The organism is Streptomyces sp. NPDC101178 (assembly GCF_044767965.1).
Lineage (GTDB): Bacteria > Actinomycetota > Actinomycetes > Streptomycetales > Streptomycetaceae > Streptomyces.
The window spans coordinates 149,064-164,815 of record NZ_JBIWOZ010000012.1 but is presented as its reverse complement, the minus strand read 5'-3'; the positions used below and the strand labels follow the sequence as shown (position 1 = coordinate 164,815).

The 15,752-nt window shown below is 70.4% G+C and carries 11 protein-coding genes; 6 read left to right on the top strand and 5 right to left on the bottom strand.

Features of this window, described 5'->3' with window-relative positions; all coding sequences use genetic code 11:
- The first annotated feature begins 154 nt into the window (after positions 1-154).
- On the top strand, positions 155-3,313 hold the full coding sequence (locus ACIRR8_RS29140; RefSeq protein ID WP_404070365.1) for an efflux RND transporter permease subunit: 3,159 nt from the start codon (positions 155-157) through the stop codon (positions 3,311-3,313).
- A 143-nt stretch (positions 3,314-3,456) separates the two neighbouring features.
- On the opposite strand, the gene ACIRR8_RS29135 is transcribed toward ACIRR8_RS29140, so the two are convergent.
- Together ACIRR8_RS29135 and nadA are read right to left on the bottom strand one after the other, a co-directional pair.
- The gene (locus ACIRR8_RS29135) at positions 3,457-5,886 is read right to left on the bottom strand and encodes a tetratricopeptide repeat protein (protein ID WP_404070363.1); all 2,430 of its coding nucleotides are present in this window, start codon (positions 5,884-5,886) and stop codon (positions 3,457-3,459) included.
- 226 nt (positions 5,887-6,112) lie between these two features.
- Complete coding sequence (gene nadA / locus ACIRR8_RS29130; RefSeq protein ID WP_404070361.1) at positions 6,113-7,291, bottom strand: quinolinate synthase NadA; 1,179 nt, start codon at positions 7,289-7,291, stop codon at positions 6,113-6,115.
- 251 nt (positions 7,292-7,542) lie between these two features.
- Between nadA and ACIRR8_RS29125 the strand changes: the two genes are divergently transcribed.
- The gene (locus ACIRR8_RS29125; protein WP_003969624.1) at positions 7,543-7,899 is read left to right on the top strand and encodes an iron-sulfur cluster assembly accessory protein; all 357 of its coding nucleotides are present in this window, start codon (positions 7,543-7,545) and stop codon (positions 7,897-7,899) included.
- 80 nt (positions 7,900-7,979) lie between these two features.
- Here ACIRR8_RS29125 and ACIRR8_RS29120 read toward each other — a convergent pair whose 3' ends face one another.
- Both ACIRR8_RS29120 and ACIRR8_RS29115 read right to left on the bottom strand, forming a co-directional pair.
- A complete protein-coding gene (locus tag ACIRR8_RS29120) occupies positions 7,980-9,413 on the bottom strand; it encodes a hypothetical protein (protein ID WP_404070359.1) in 1,434 nt (477 codons plus the stop codon).
- 167 nt (positions 9,414-9,580) lie between these two features.
- Complete coding sequence (locus ACIRR8_RS29115; RefSeq protein WP_404070357.1) at positions 9,581-9,778, bottom strand: hypothetical protein; 198 nt, start codon at positions 9,776-9,778, stop codon at positions 9,581-9,583.
- A gap of 156 nt (positions 9,779-9,934) precedes the next feature.
- On the opposite strand from ACIRR8_RS29115, the gene ACIRR8_RS29110 reads away from it, so the two are divergent.
- The gene (locus tag ACIRR8_RS29110; protein WP_404070355.1) at positions 9,935-10,909 is read left to right on the top strand and encodes a carbohydrate kinase family protein; all 975 of its coding nucleotides are present in this window, start codon (positions 9,935-9,937) and stop codon (positions 10,907-10,909) included.
- On the opposite strand, the gene ACIRR8_RS29105 is transcribed toward ACIRR8_RS29110, so the two are convergent.
- On the bottom strand, positions 10,910-12,292 hold the full coding sequence (locus tag ACIRR8_RS29105; RefSeq protein WP_404070353.1) for a cysteine desulfurase/sulfurtransferase TusA family protein: 1,383 nt from the start codon (positions 12,290-12,292) through the stop codon (positions 10,910-10,912). It abuts the gene before it with no gap.
- Positions 12,293-12,563: 271 nt separating this feature from the next.
- On the opposite strand from ACIRR8_RS29105, the gene coxB reads away from it, so the two are divergent.
- The 3 genes from coxB to ACIRR8_RS29090 are packed head-to-tail and all read left to right on the top strand — an operon-like array spanning position 12,564 to position 15,663.
- A complete protein-coding gene (coxB, locus tag ACIRR8_RS29100) occupies positions 12,564-13,535 on the top strand; it encodes a cytochrome c oxidase subunit II (protein ID WP_404070351.1) in 972 nt (323 codons plus the stop codon).
- The gene (gene ctaD, locus ACIRR8_RS29095; protein WP_404070349.1) at positions 13,532-15,268 is read left to right on the top strand and encodes a cytochrome c oxidase subunit I; all 1,737 of its coding nucleotides are present in this window, start codon (positions 13,532-13,534) and stop codon (positions 15,266-15,268) included. The genes coxB and ctaD overlap by 4 nt, the downstream gene beginning before the upstream one ends.
- On the top strand, positions 15,265-15,663 hold the full coding sequence (locus ACIRR8_RS29090; protein WP_404070347.1) for a cytochrome c oxidase subunit 4: 399 nt from the start codon (positions 15,265-15,267) through the stop codon (positions 15,661-15,663). The genes ctaD and ACIRR8_RS29090 overlap by 4 nt, the downstream gene beginning before the upstream one ends.
- Positions 15,664-15,752: the final 89 nt, after the last annotated feature.

The window sequence follows — 15,752 nt, the reverse complement described above, 5'->3', positions numbered from 1 at the left end:
CTGCGGTATGCGCGGCATAAGAAGGCAGCCCGGGGACCGACGTCCGGGCGGACGGGGTCGGAGATCGTATAGGCGGGCGGGCTTGTCCCCGTAGCGCTCCGTTTTCCTCCCTCCCGCCCCTCCGCCTCGCACGCCACAGAAGAGAGACCCACCCATGTCCTGGCTGTCCAGATTCAGCCTCGCGCAGCGGGCCCTGATCGGGCTGATCTCGATCGTCGCGCTCGTCTTCGGCGCGATCGCGATACCGCAGCTCAAACAGCAGCTGCTGCCCACCATCGAACTCCCGATGGTCTCGGTCCTGGCCCCTTACCAGGGTGCGTCTCCCGATGTGGTGGAGAAGCAGGTCGTCGAGCCGCTGGAGAACTCCCTCAAGGCCGTCGACGGCGTCGAGTCCATCACCTCCACCGCCAGCGAGGGCAACGCCCTCATCATGGCCACCTTCGACTTCGGCGACGAGGGCACCAAGCAGCTCGTTGCGGACATCCAGCAGGCGGTGAACCGGGCCCGCGCCCAGCTGCCGCCGACCGTCGACCCGCAGGTCATCGCCGGTTCCACGGACGACATCCCGACCGTGGTCCTCGCCGTCACCTCCGACAAGGACCAGCAGGCGCTCGCCGACCAGCTGGACCGCACGGTCGTCCCGGCCCTCCAGGACATCGACGGCGTCGGCCAGGTCACGGTGGACGGTGTCCAGGAGCTCCAGGTCTCCGTCGTCCCCGACGGCAGGAAGCTCGCCGCGGCCGGCCTGGACGCCGGCGCGCTCGCCCAGGCGCTCCAGGCGGGCGGCGCCACGCTGCCGGCCGGCTCCTTCTCCGAGGCCGGCAAGAACCGCACCATCCAGGTCGGCGGCGGCTACACCTCGCTGAAGCAGATCGAGGACCTGCAGATCGCCCCCCAGCCCCGGTCCGGCGCCACGGAGCAGGGCCCGGCCGAACCGGTCCGGCTCGGCGACGTCGCCGAGGTGAAGCAGGAGCCGTCCACCGCGGTCTCCATCACCCGGACGAACGGCAGGCCGAGCCTTGCCGTGATGGCCACGATGGACAAGGACGGCAGCGCCGTCGCCATCTCCGACGCCGTCAAGGAGAAGCTCCCCGACCTCCGCAAGGACCTCGGAGCGGGCGCCGAGCTGACCGTCGTCTCCGACCAGGGCCCGGCCGTCTCCAAGTCGATCTCCGGCCTCACCACCGAGGGCGCGCTCGGCCTGGTCTTCGCGGTCCTGGTGATCCTGGTCTTCCTCGCCTCGATCCGCTCGACGCTGGTCACCGCGGTCTCGATCCCGCTCTCGGTCGTCCTGGCGCTGATCGTGCTCTGGACCCGCGACCTGTCGCTCAACATGCTGACGCTCGGTGCGCTGACCATCGCGATCGGCCGGGTCGTCGACGACTCGATCGTGGTGCTGGAGAACATCAAGCGCCACCTCGGCTACGGCGAGGAGCGCGAGACGGCGATCATCACGGCGGTCAAGGAGGTGGCCGGAGCGGTCACCTCCGCGACGCTCACCACCGTCGCCGTGTTCCTGCCGATCGGTCTGGTCGGCGGCATGGTCGGCCAGCTCTTCGGCTCGTTCTCGCTGACCGTCACCGCCGCACTGCTGGCCTCGCTGCTGGTCTCGCTCACGGTGGTCCCGGTCCTCTCGTACTGGTTCCTCCGCGCCCCCAAAGGCACCCCCGAGGACGCGGCGGAGGCCCGCCGCCTGGCCGAGGAGAAGGAGGCGGCGAGCAAGCTCCAGCGCCTGTACGTCCCCATCCTGCGCTTCGCGACCCGCCGCCGGATCACCAGCCTGGTCATCGCCGCGGCGGTACTGCTGGCCACCTTCGGCATGCTCCCCCTCCTCAAGACCAACTTCTTCGACGCGGGCGAGCAGGAAGTCCTCACCGTCAAACAGGAGCTGGAACCCGGCACCAGCCTCCAGGCCGCCGACGAGGCGGCGCGCAAGGTCGAGAAGGTCCTCTCCGAGGACAAGGGCGTCAAGGACTACCAGGTCACCGTCGGCTCCTCCGGCTTCATGGCGGCCTTCGGCGGCGGTACGGGCTCCAACCAGGCGTCCTACCAGGTCACGCTCAAGGACGCGGCGGACGGCGAGGCCGCTCAGGACCGCATCTCCGAAGCCCTCGGCAAGCTCGACTCCATCGGCGACACCACCATCGCCGCGGGCGACGGCTTCGGCTCCCAGGACCTGAGCGTGGTGGTCAAGGCGTCCGACGGCGACGTCCTGAAGAGGGCGGCGGAGGCGGTACGGACCGAGGTCGCCACCATCAAGGACGTCACCGACGTCCAGAGCGACCTGGCCCAGAGTGTCCCGCGCATCGCGGTCACCCCGAACGACAAGGCGGCAGCCGCCGGATTCGACGCGACCGCCCTCGGCGGGATCGTCGCCGGAGCCGTACGCGGCACCCCGGCCGGCTCCGCGATGCTGGACGACACCGAGCGCGACATCGTCATCAGGTCCGCGCGCCCGGCGGTCACCATGGCCCAGCTCAAGGCCCTCCCGCTCGGCCCGGTCAAGCTCGGCGACGTCGCCACGGTCGAACTGGTCCCCGGCCCGGTATCGATGACCCGCATCGACGGTCAGCGGGCGGCGACGATCACCGCCAAGCCGGTCGGCGACAACACCGGCGCGGTCAGCACCACCCTCGCCACGAAGATCGACGCACTGGACCTCCCCGAGGGCGCCACCGCCACCATCGGCGGCGTCACCGAGGACCAGAACGAGGCGTTCGCCCAGCTCGGCCTCGCCATGCTGGCGGCCATCGCGATCGTCTTCATGCTGCTGGTGGCCACGTTCCGTTCGCTCGTCCAGCCGCTGATCCTGCTGGTCTCGGTCCCGTTCGCGGCGACCGGCGCCATCGGCCTCCTGCTCATCACGGGCACCCCGCTGGGTGTCCCCGCGATGATCGGCATGCTGATGCTCATCGGCATCGTGGTCACCAACGCGATCGTGCTGATCGACCTGATCAACCAGTACCGCTCACGCGGCCTCGGCATCGTCGAAGCCGTCATCGAGGGCGGCCGCCACCGCTTCCGCCCGATCCTGATGACGGCCCTGGCCACGATCTTCGCCCTGCTCCCGATGGCGCTCGGCGTCACCGGCGAGGGCGGCTTCATCTCGCAGCCGCTGGGCGTCGTGGTGATCGGCGGCCTGATCAGCTCCACGGTCCTGACCCTGGTGCTGGTCCCGACGCTGTACGCGATGGTCGAACTCCGCAAGGAACGCCGAGCCGAGAAGAAGGCCGCCAAGCGCGCGGCCAGGGCGGGCGTCCCGGCGCAGGCGGAGCCGGAGGAGGCGAAGGAGACGGAGCCCGCGAAGGCCTGACGACCTGCCACACGGCAAAGGGGCCCGCCCCACGCAGGTGCGTGGGACGGGCCCCTTCCCGGCTTACTCGACCGCAGAGGCGAACGTGCCTGCGGATCGCGGCGAGCCGGGGCGGGCCGCTGGAGGGCGCCGGCTGAACGGGGTCAGGCGTCCCCGCCCAGGGCCTGGATGATCCGGCGCAGCGTCTCACCGTTCCGTTCCGGGTGGCGGGCGCCGACGGCGAGGGCCTCCTTCAGCAGGCGGATACGGGTCTCCTCGTCGGACTTGTACCGGAGCGCGGCCAGGTCGCCGGGGTCGAAGCCCTCGCTCTCGCCCGAGAGGACCAGGGCCACCTGGGCGTGGGTGAGGGAGGAGAGGCGGTCGCCGAAGACCTGGCCCTCGATGCCCCCGCCGTGCATCAGCGCGGTGCCGTCACCGGTCTCCAGCGACCGGTCCACGTACGCCTGGAGGGCCTCCCGGTCCGCCACCAGGCGGTACGCCGCGTCCAGGCCCTCCGCGCGGCTGATGTCGAGCATGGCCACGTGGGCCAGCGGGGTGTCCTGCGGCGGCGCCACGGTCAGCAGGCGCGGGTGCTCCTCCAGGTAGGTCCGGGACTCCGCCCAGTCCGCGCACTCCAGCCACTCCGCCAGCTGCTCGCTCAGGATCAGCGGATCGTAGGCGGCGGTCACCCCGTGGACGAGTACGGCGTCACGGAGCGCGGCGTGCCGTTGCGCGCCGCGCGGGTCCAGGACCGCCAGCTCGTCCAGGGCCGTCGCCGCCTCCGCGCCGGCGAGGGCCTCGGCGTTCTCGGACCAGAAGTCCCGTGACCGGGGCCAGTTGGGCGCGAACATCCACGCGCTGACCAGGTCCAGCATCTCCGGCCGCAGCGCGAGCCAGGCCGGTACGGGCGTGAACGTCTCCTCCTCCCACGCCGTGCGCACCGCAGCCCTGTCACCGTACGAACGCAGCGCCTGCCGGGCCCGTACGGTCACCGTGTCCGCGCCCTTGCCACCCTCCGCTTCGCGGTCCAGCCACGCCACCAGCTCGGTCAGCCCGTTCCCGGGCCAGTGGTCGGGGCAGCGCAGCAGGAAGACGTCCCGCTCCACGCCCAGGCGCCGCGCGGTCGCCGGGTCTCTCTCGTCGAACTCCTCGACGGTCTCCTCGTACTCCTCGATCGCCGCCATGTGCTCGCCGGTACGCACCAGAGCCCGGGTCAGGTCGTCGAGAGCCGAGGACAGCCGGTCGGCCGACGAGCCGGGGGCCTCCAGCGCCAGGGACTTGTGGAGCGCCACCGCCTCCCAGAACGCCTCCACAGCCCCGTCGGTGTCACCGTTCAGCTCCACGTACGTGCCGAGCACCTGGAGGCAGTCGGCCAGCTCGGGCAGGGAGGCGACCCCCTCCTCCCGCAGCAACTCCACGGCCTCCCGCACCGGAGGCAGCGCCTCCGCCGGGTCGCCGGTGTCCGCCAGGGTCCGCGCGAGGACCCGGAGGGCGGTGGCGAGGCCCGCGCGGTGGGCCTCGGGGTGCTCGGCCGCCGATTCGCGGTACAGGGCTACGGCCTCCCGTGCCGCCCGTACGCCCGCCGCCGGATCTCCGGCCTTGTCCAGATGGCCGGCCAGACCGGCCAGGGCCCCGGCCAGTTCCGTCCGAAAGGCGGCCGGTTCCGGGCGGGACGTGGCCGGGTTCGCGCGGAAAGTGGTCGAGTCCGTGCCGGCGGTGCCCGGCTCGGTGCCCGATCCGGTCGGCGCCGACCGCTGTACGGCGAGTTCGCGGAACAGGTCGCAGGCCTCCCGGGCCGCTTCCAGCGCCCCCGAGGTGTCGCTCACGGCCGCCCGGCGGCCGCCCAGCGCGTGGAGGGCGGTGGCCAGCCGGTGCCGGAACGCCTCCGGGTCCGCCGCGGCGAGGCTCCGGAGATGGCCGACCGCCTCCTCGGCCCGGGGCACGGCCTCCACCGGCTCGCCGGCGGCCGCCAGATGCCGGGCGTAGTTCAGCAGGTACTCCACGAGCGCCGGTAGGGACGCGTCCGGCTGCTCCTCCTCCACCAGCTCCCGCTGGAGCCGTACGGCCTGCTTCGCGAACGGCACGGGGGTCGTCCGGTCCCCGGTGTCGGCGATCCGGTCGCCCAAGGCGTCCATGGCCTCGGCCAGCTCGGCCTGGTAGCGGTCCGGGCGCTTCATGCCGAGCTCGGCGTACAGCGTCGCGGCCTCCTCCGCCGGGGGCAGGGCGGCGGCGTGGTCGCCGGTGGCGGCGATCCGGTTCGACAGCTGGTGCAGGGCTCCGGCCAGCGTGGGTACGAAGCCGTCCTCGGGGTTCTCGCCGAGCGACCGGTAGATCTCGACCGCCTCCCGTGCCGGAGCCACCGCCCCTTCCCGGTCCCCGGCCTCGGCCCGGAGCGCGGAGAGGACACCCAGGGCGGCCGCCAGCCCGGGCCGGCCGGTGGCAGGATCACGCTCGGCCGCGCCGAGCCGACTCCGCACCTCCTCCTCGGCCTGAGCGAGGCCGCCGGGCTCCACGCCGCCCCGGCCGTCCGCGACCCCCACGCCCGCCCCACGTGCCTCGTCGCCCGCACCCGTCCCACGGTCCTCGTAGCTCATGCCCGCCCCACCGTTCTCGCCGTTCCGTCACCATCCGGTCAGTGCCGCGCGCACCAAGGCCCGCTGCGGTGAGTAGCAGCGTAGTTACGGGGAGGAGGGGTCGGGGAGTGTATGGGGCAGATTCAGCCTCCCCGCGAACGCGCGAAAAGCCCCGCGGGCAGCGAAAAGCCCGGGTGTGCCGCACCTGCGGCATACCCGGGCTTTCCTGGCGGACGAGGCTCCGCCGCTACGGCAGCGCCAGCATCCGCTCCAGCGCGAGCTTCGCGTACTTCTCCGTCTCCGGGTCGACCTCGATCCGGTTCACCAGCTTGCCGTCGGCCAGCGACTCCAGGGTCCAGACCAAGTGCGGCAGGTCGATGCGGTTCATCGTCGAGCAGAAGCAGACCGTCTTGTCGAGGAAGACGATCTCCTTGTCCTCAGAGGCGAAACGGTTCGCCAGGCGGCGGACCAGGTTCAGCTCCGTACCGATGGCCCACTTCGAACCGCGCGGAGCCGCCTCCAGGGCCTTGATGATGTACTCCGTCGAGCCCACGTGGTCCGCGGCGGCGACGACCTCGTGCTTGCACTCCGGGTGCACCAGCACGTTGACCCCGGGCATCCGGGCCCGGACGTCCTCGACCGACTCGACCGAGAAGCGGCCGTGGACCGAGCAGTGGCCGCGCCACAGGATCATCTTCGCGTTGCGCAGCTGCTCGGCGGTGAGGCCGCCGTTCGGCTTGTGCGGGTTGTAGAGGACGCAGTCGTCCAGGCTCATCCCCATGTCCCGTACCGCCGTGTTGCGGCCCAGGTGCTGGTCGGGGAGGAAGAGGATCTTCTCGCCCTGCTCGAAGGCCCACTCCAAGGCCCGCTTCGCGTTGGACGAGGTGCAGATCGTGCCGCCGTGCCTGCCGGTGAAGGCTTTGATGTCGGCGGAGGAGTTCATGTACGAGACGGGCACCACATGGTCGGCGACCCCGGCCTCCGTCAGTACGTCCCAGCACTCGGCGACCTGCTCGGCGGTGGCCATGTCGGCCATCGAGCAGCCCGCCGCCAGGTCCGGCAGTACGACCGCCTGGGCGTCCGTCGTCAGAATGTCCGCGGACTCGGCCATGAAGTGGACACCGCAGAAGACGATGTACTCCGCCTCCGGGCGCGCGGCCGCGTCCCGGGCGAGCTTGAACGAGTCGCCGGTGACGTCCGCGAACTGGATGACCTCGTCGCGCTGGTAGTGGTGGCCGAGGACGAAGACCCGGTCCCCGAGCTTCTCCTTCGCCGCGCGGGCGCGGGCGACCAGGTCCGGGTCGGAGGGGGAGGGGAGGTCGCCGGGACACTCGACGCCCCGCTCGCTCCTCGGGTCGGCCTCGCGGCCGAGCAGCAGCAGCGCGAGGGGTGTCGGCTGTACGTCCAGGGGCTGGGCCGTGGTCACGTCACGCACCCTTTCTTCTCTGCGTTCTGCTCTGCGCTTCTGCGAACGCGCCTTTTCGTCTATTTGACGCTATCTATCATAGCTCCTTCGTGTCACTTTGACGATGCCGATAGCGTCGATGTGACGCATCCCCCGGGCGACCGGGTGTGCGAGCATGAAAAGGAACAGACAAGCGCTTGGCCCGGAATGAATCCGCGGCGCAGGCGGTTGAACCGTCGGCAAGCAGTCCGTACAACCCGGGAGAGAAGCAGATGTCCGTATCGGACGAGACCACCACCGTGAGCGACGGCATCCTCCTGTCCGACGCCGCCGCAGCCAAGGTCAAGGGCCTGCTGGAGCAGGAAGGCCGCGAGGACCTGGCGCTGCGCGTCGCCGTCCAGCCCGGCGGCTGCTCCGGCCTGCGCTACCAGCTCTTCTTCGACGAGCGTTCGCTCGACGGTGATGTCGTCAAGGACTTCGACGGCGTCAAGGTCGTCACCGACCGGATGAGCGCCCCGTACCTGGGCGGCGCCTCCATCGACTTCGTCGACACCATCGAGAAGCAGGGCTTCACGATCGACAACCCGAACGCCACCGGCTCCTGCGCCTGCGGCGACTCGTTCAGCTGACCGCTGCGAGCATGGCAACGTAACGACGAGGGCGGCCCCGGGAATCACTCCCGGGGCCGCCCTCGTACGTCACCGCACACTCAGCCGCGCGGCACCGTCGCCCCGCTCTCCGCGTCGATCACCGTCCGGTCGCCCAGCGGCTTCTCCAGCGTCACCGTCCGCTTCAGCTCCTTGGCGATCATGATGCAGGCGCCGCCCTTCTGCGGCTTCTCCGTGATCGTGATCCGCACCTGACCCGGGCTCTCCTCGGCGCTCGCCGTGTACGTGGAGCAGACGCTGCCCCAGAACGTCACCTCGACCGTCCGGCCGTCGGCCGCGTACGAGGTCGCCTTCCGGTCGCCCGAAGGCGTCGGCCCGGCCGGCTTCTCGACGAACTCCGGCGCCACCGCGATCTGCGTCACCGTGCTCTCCGGCCCGCCCGGCGCCTGCCGGACGTGGAACAGCCAGGACGGTACGAGGGTCTGCCGGCCGTCCACGTAACTCAGCGCCAGACCGAACACCGCGTCCTCGACCGTCTGCGTCACCGGCGCCCGCTTGCCGTTCGACGGCACGCACTGCGGGTCCGAGGGCTTCGGCTCACCCTCCAGCGGTACGGGAGTGGCGCATCCGCCGATGTCCCGGCTCGCGTCCCCCTCGGCCTTGCCCGCCTCGTTGAGCTGCTTCAGCGCCGCGTCGGCCCCGATCACCGGGTAGGTGGCGCCCTTCTCCAGCGCCTTCAGCTGCCCGCTGCCTCCGGCCACCTTGCCGTCCGGCCCGATCTGCACCCCGGTCGACCAGCCGTACGTCGGCAGCCCGTCCACCTTCGGATCGGCGTTCACCACACGTACGTCGCCCATGAGCTGGCCCGCGTTCAGCGCCGCGTCGTCCTGGCCGACGGCCTTGAGCACCGGCACCGCGGCGGCCTTCGCGGCCTTCTCGCTCACCGGCTGCCCCTCGGCCTCCGGCGGGCTCTGGTTCGCGCACATCTTCCCCGGGTCGCAGGGCTTGGAGGGCGTGGTGCGGGCGAACGTCCAGGTGCCCGGGGCCTGCTTGGTGACCCTCAGGAGCGCACCGGGCCCGTCCTCGTCACCGACCACCCAGGACGCGTCCACGGTCCGCGGGGTTCCCGGAACGCCGAGCGCCTCCGCCAGCCGGGCCACCTCCGCCGAGGCGACCGTCCCGGTGGCGCGGTGGACCGCCGCCTCGTCCGGCCCGTCGGGCAGCTGGCCCGCCGCCCGGTAGACCACCGGCGGACCGCCCGGGTCCGGCTCACCCGGTGCGATGCCCGGCGGCGGGCCGCTCGGGTCGCCGGGCGTGGCCGGGGCCGCCTCTGCGGCGTCCAGGGCCAGCACGGGAGCCTTGTCGCGGGAGGCGGAGCCGCTGTCCGCCGCGCTGCCGTCGCCGGAGGCGGTGGCGGCCCAGTAGGCCCCGCCGCCTCCGGCCAGCAGCACAGCCGCTGCCACCGAGGCCACCGCGAGCGGCGGACGCCGCCGCCGGGGGCCGGTCACGTCGTTGTCGGGTCGCTCGGTGCTCACCGGATCGCTCCTTCGACTGCGTTGCCGTCGCGTTCACTACCGCGTGCCCCCGGACGGGGACACCGATGGGACGGAGCGGAGGAGGATGCGGTTCCCGTACGCCGGTGAACCGGGCGCGGAGCCCGTACGGTTCCGGCCGAAAAACGCGCCGAGCTGCGCCGAAGTGCTCAGTCCCCGTACTCGGACATCGCGTCGATCAGCCGCGCCGAGGCGGGCGGCACCGTCACTCCGTGGATCAGGGACGGCTTCACCGGCGTGGTCACGGCCTTCTTGGGTGCGGCCCAGTGCGGAGCCATGCGCGCGCAGTCCCCGCGCAGCTCGGCCAGGCTCACTTCGGACTCTCGCGATGCGGTGTGGTTCGACATATCCGCACCGTAACCACGGTCACGCTCAGGTAGAAAGACCTACTATCGGGTAGTTTTCCCTTTTCCCACCCGGAGGAGTCACCCGGTAGCGTGAACTGTCACGCCGTCCCGGAGGGCGCACCTCGGCCCTTCGCCTTCCGCAGGAGAAGCCTCCCCGTGCGTATCGCAGTCACCGGCTCCATCGCCACCGATCACCTCATGACCTTCCCCGGCCGCTTCGCCGACCAGCTGGTCGCGGATCAGCTGCACACGGTCTCCCTCTCCTTCCTGGTCGACAACCTCGATGTGCGCCGGGGCGGTGTCGCCGCCAACATCTGCTTCGGCATGGGCCTGCTCGGCACCGAGCCGATCCTCGTGGGTGCCGCGGGCTCCGACTTCGACGAGTACCGCGCCTGGCTCGACCGGCACGGCGTGGAGACCGGCTCGGTCCGGATCTCCGAGGTCCTGCACACCGCCCGCTTCGTCTGCACCACCGACGCCGACCACAACCAGATCGGCTCCTTCTACACGGGCGCGATGAGCGAGGCCCGCCTGATCGAGCTGAAGAGCGTCGCGGACCGGGTCGGCGGCCTCGACCTGGTCTCGATCGGCGCGGACGACCCGGAGGCGATGCTCCGCCACACGGAGGAGTGCCGCTCCCGGAGCATCCCGTTCGCCGCCGACTTCTCGCAGCAGATCGCGCGGATGGACGGCGAGGAGATCCGCATCCTGCTGGACGGCGCCACGTACCTCTTCTCCAACGAGTACGAGAAGGGGCTCATCGAGTCCAAGACGGGCTGGAGCGACGAGGAGATCCTCGCCAAGGTCGGCCACCGGGTCACCACCCTCGGCTCGCGCGGTGTCCGGATCGAGCGGGCCGGCGAGCCGGTCATCGAGGTCGGCTGCCCCGAGGAGGACACCAAGGCCGACCCGACCGGCGTCGGCGACGCCTTCCGGGCCGGGTTCCTCTCCGGTCTCGCCTGGGGGGTCAGCCTGGAGCGCGCCGCCCAGGTCGGCTGCATGCTCGCCACGCTGGTCATCGAGACGGTCGGCACCCAGGAGTACACCCTGCGCCGCACCGCCTTCATGGACCGCTTCACCAAGGCGTACGGCCACGAGGCCGCCGCCGAGGTCCAGCAGCACCTGGCGTGATCAGCTGAGCCGGCGGACCACATAGGCCGAACCCCGGTCCGCCGGCTCCTCGCCCACGTACTCCTGCTCCCGCATCTCGCACCAGGCGGGGATGTCGAGCCGCGCCGCCTCGTCGTCGGCGAGGACCGTCACCGTGGCGCCCACCGGTACCTCTCCGATCACCTTTGCGAGCTCGATCACCGGGATCGGGCAGCGCCGGCCGAGCGCGTCGACCACCAGGGACCGGCCCGATGCGGGGGAGGGGGGTGCCGAAACCGGCGCGCCGAGCCGCTCCCGTACCTCCGCGACCACGCCGGGCACCACCTCCAGGAAGCGGTCCACGTCCGCCTCCGCCGTGCCCATCGGCAGCGACACCCGGACGTTCCCTTCCGACAGCACGCCCATCGCCTTGAGCACATGGCTCGGCTCCAGCGTGCTGCTCGTGCAGGACGAACCGGACGATACGGAGAAACCGTGCCGGTCCAGTTCGTGCAGCAGGGTCTCTCCGTCGACATAGAGACAGGAGAAGGTGACCAGATGCGGCAGCCGCCGCTCCGGATCGCCGACCACCTCCACATCGCCGACCCGCTCGGCCACCACCGTCCGGATCCGGTCGACCAGCCCGCGCAGCCGCACCGCCTCGGCCGCCGCCTCCTCCCGTACCGCACGGAGCGAGGCCGCCGCCGCCACGATCGCCGGCAGGTTCTCGAACCCCGGCGCCCGGCCCGACTCCCGCTCACCGGCCGGACCTTGCGGCGCGAACCGGACCCCCTTCCGTACCGCCAGCAGCCCCACCCCGGCCGGCCCGCCCCACTTGTGCGCGCTCCCCGTCAGCACCGACCAGCCGCCCGCCACCGGCCCCCACCCCAGCGACTGCGCGGCGTCCACCAGCAGCGGTACCCCGGCCTCGGCGCAGAGCGCGGCCACCTCGGCCACCGGCTGCCCGGTCCCCACCTCATGGTTGGCCGACTGGAGGCAGGCCAGCGCGGTGTCGGGCCGGAGCGCTCCGGCGTACGCCACCGGGTCCACCGCCCCCGACCGCTCCACCGGCACCTCGGTGAACGAGCCGCCCGCAGCCTCGTGCGCCGCAGCCGCATGCAGTATGGAGGAGTGCTCGACGGCCGAGAGGGCCAGATGGCGGCCGACACGCCGACGGCCCGAAAGGGCGCCGGCAATTCCCGCGTGGACGGCGGTGGTCCCCGAAGAGGTGAAGACCAGCTCGTCCGGACGGCAGCCGACCGCGTCCGCCGCGGCCTCCCGGGCGGCGTCCAGCAGCAGCCGGGCGCGCCGGCCCTCGCGGTAGAGCCGGGCTGGATCGGCCCAGCCCTCGTCCAGCGCGGCAAGCAGCGCCTGGCGTGCGACGGGGTGCAGAGGGGCGGCGGAGGCGGCGTCGAAGTAGGGCACACCGTCACGCTAGCCCGCACCGCCCCCCACCCCGGCGCCCGCCTGCCCGGCCGCCTGTCCTAGAGGGCGTCAGATGACGGCCGGAGGCCCGGATTCCACCCCTTCGGGGAGTCGGGCGGCGCGTTGGGCACCCTCCCCGCGCGACCCCAAATAGCGTCCAGTAGGGTTTGGTCCGCATAAACATCCAAACCCCTGCCCGCGACAGGGACGGCGACCGACCAGCGAGACGGGCGCGCCGACCGTGCGGGCGAGACTCTCGGGAAGGCGCTACGTGAGTCCCAACGGCTCCGACCGCTCGTCGCGGCGCCCGATGCGGCGGAAGCTGCCGCAGGTGCTGACTGCGGGCCTGGTCCTGGCGACGGCCTCCGGTTGTTCATACAACTGGGAGGATTTTCCCCGCCTCGGTATGCCCACCCCGGTAACGGAAGAGGCCCCTCGGATCCTCTCCCTCTGGCAAGGCTCGTGGGCGGCAGCGCTCGTCACGGGTGTCCTTGTCTGGGGGCTGATCCTCTGGAGCGTCTTCTTCCACCGGCGTAGCCGGACCAAGGTGGAGGTACCTCCGCAGACCAGGTACAACATGCCCATCGAGGCGTTGTACACCGTGGTACCGCTCATCATCGTCTCGGTGCTCTTCTACTTCACCGCGCGTGATGAGTCGAAGCTTCTTGAGCTCTCCGACAAGCCGGCCCACACCATCAACGTGGTCGGCTACCAGTGGAGCTGGGGCTTCAACTACATCGAGAAGGTGGAAGGCCAGCCCGCCCCGGCGGGCAACGAGATCCCCAAGGAGCTCGACGCCATCCCCAAGAAGTTCCAGGACGACTTCCCCGCTGACGCCACCGGCGTCTACGACGCGGGCATCCCCGGAACGCGCAACCCCCAGAACGGCAACCCGGGCCCGACCCTGTGGCTGCCGAAGGGGGAGAAGGTCCGCTTCGTCCTCACTTCGCGTGACGTCATCCACTCCTTCTGGGTGGTGCCGTTCCTCATGAAGCAGGACGTCATCCCGGGCCACACCAACGTCTTCGAGGTCACTCCCAACCGGGAGGGCACCTTCATGGGCAAGTGCGCCGAACTCTGTGGCGTCGACCACTCCCGGATGCTCTTCAACGTCAAGGTTGTCTCCCCGGAGCGGTACCAGCAGCACCTCAAGGAGCTGGCTGAGAAGGGTCAGACGGGCTACATGCCGGCAGGTATCGAGCAGACCGACCCGGCCAGGGATTCGGAGAAGAAGCAACTGTGAGCATCCTCAACGAACCTCAGGGTGCGGCACCGGCAGACGACTCGTACGAGGACGAGCTGCCCGTCCGCCGCAAGGAGCCGGGAAACGTCGTCATCAAGTGGCTGACCACCACTGACCACAAGACGATCGGCTCGCTCTACCTGGTCACGTCGTTCGCCTTCTTCATCATCGGCGGACTCATGGCGCTCTTCATGCGCGCCGAGCTCGCTCGTCCCGGCACGCAGATCATGTCGAACGAGCAGTTCAACCAGGCGTTCACGATGCACGGCACGATCATGCTGCTGATGTTCGCGACGCCGCTGTTCGCAGGATTCGCCAACTGGATCATGCCGCTGCAGATCGGCGCGCCCGACGTGGCGTTCCCGCGGCTGAACATGTTCGCGTACTGGCTGTACCTCTTCGGCTCGCTCATCGCGGTGGCCGGCTTCCTCACGCCGCAGGGCGCCGCCGACTTCGGCTGGTTCGCCTACGCGCCGCTGAACGACGCCGTCCGCTCGCCGGGCATCGGCGCCGACATGTGGATCATGGGTCTGGCCTTCTCCGGCTTCGGCACGATCCTCGGCTCGGTCAACTTCATCACCACGATCATCTGCATGCGCGCCCCCGGCATGACGATGTTCCGCATGCCGATCTTCACCTGGAACGTCCTGCTGACCGGTGTCCTGGTCCTGCTGGCCTTCCCGGTTCTCGCCGCCGCGCTCTTCGCGCTGGAGGCGGATCGTAAATTCGGTGCGCATGTCTTCGACTCCGCCAATGGCGGCGCGTTGTTGTGGCAACACCTCTTCTGGTTCTTCGGACACCCAGAGGTGTACATCATCGCCCTGCCGTTCTTCGGAATCATTTCCGAGGTCATCCCGGTATTCAGCCGCAAGCCGATGTTCGGCTACATCGGCCTGATCGCCGCGACGATCGCCATCGCCGGTCTTTCGGTGACGGTGTGGGCGCACCACATGTACGTGACGGGCGGCGTGCTGTTGCCGTTCTTCTCCTTCATGACGTTCCTCATCGCGGTGCCAACCGGTGTGAAGTTCTTCAACTGGATCGGCACCATGTGGAAGGGGTCGTTGTCCTTCGAGACACCGATGCTCTGGGCCGTCGGCTTCCTCATCACCTTCACCTTCGGTGGTCTGACCGGCGTCATCCTGGCCTCGCCGCCGATGGACTTCCACGTCTCCGACTCGTACTTCGTCGTCGCGCACTTCCACTACGTCATCTTCGGCACCGTGGTCTTCGCGATGTTCTCCGGATTCCACTTCTGGTGGCCGAAGTTCACCGGCAAGATGCTGGACGAGCGGCTCGGGAAGATCACCTTCTGGACGCTGTTCGTGGGCTTCCACGGCACGTTCCTGGTGCAGCACTGGCTCGGTGCCGAGGGAATGCCGCGTCGCTACGCGGACTACCTCGCCGCCGACGGCTTCACCGCGCTGAACACGATCTCCACGATCGCGTCCTTCGTGCTCGGCCTGTCGATGCTGCCGTTCTTCTACAACGTCTGGAAGACCGCCAAGTACGGCAAGAAGATCGAGGTCGACGACCCGTGGGGCTACGGCCGTTCGCTGGAGTGGGCGACCTCCTGCCCGCCGCCGCGGCACAACTTCCTCACCCTGCCGCGGATCCGTTCCGAATCCCCGGCGTTCGACCTGCACCACCCGGAGATCGCGGCGCTCGAACAGCTTGAGCACCACTCCGAGTCGGACAAGGCCATCGTCGGCGGCAAGGAGGCAGGCAAGTGAAGATCCAGGGACATCTGTTCCTCTGGCTGAGCGCCTTCATCCTCATCATGGCCGGCGTGTACGGCTGGTGGTCGAAGGAGCCGGTCGGCACCACCGCCCTCTTCCTGGCCTTCGGGCTCTCGGTCATGATCGGCTTCTACCTGGCCTTCACGGCCAACCGGGTCGACGCCATGGCCCAGGACAACAAGGAGGCGGACGTCGCCGACGAGGCGGGCGAGCTGGGGTTCTTCTCCCCGCACAGCTGGCAGCCGCTCTCCCTGGCCGTCGGTGGCGCCTTCGCCTTCATGGGCGTCATCTTCGGCTGGTGGCTGTTGTACTTCTCGGCTCCGCTGCTCCTGTTCGGCCTCTTCGGCTGGGTCTTCGAGTACTACCGGGGTGAGAACCGCACCCAGTGACACCCTCCCGAGGGTGACACCGCACTACCCCACGAGGGGCCCGCGTCGCAAGGAAGCGACGCGGGCCCCTCGCTCGTTCGGCGTCATTG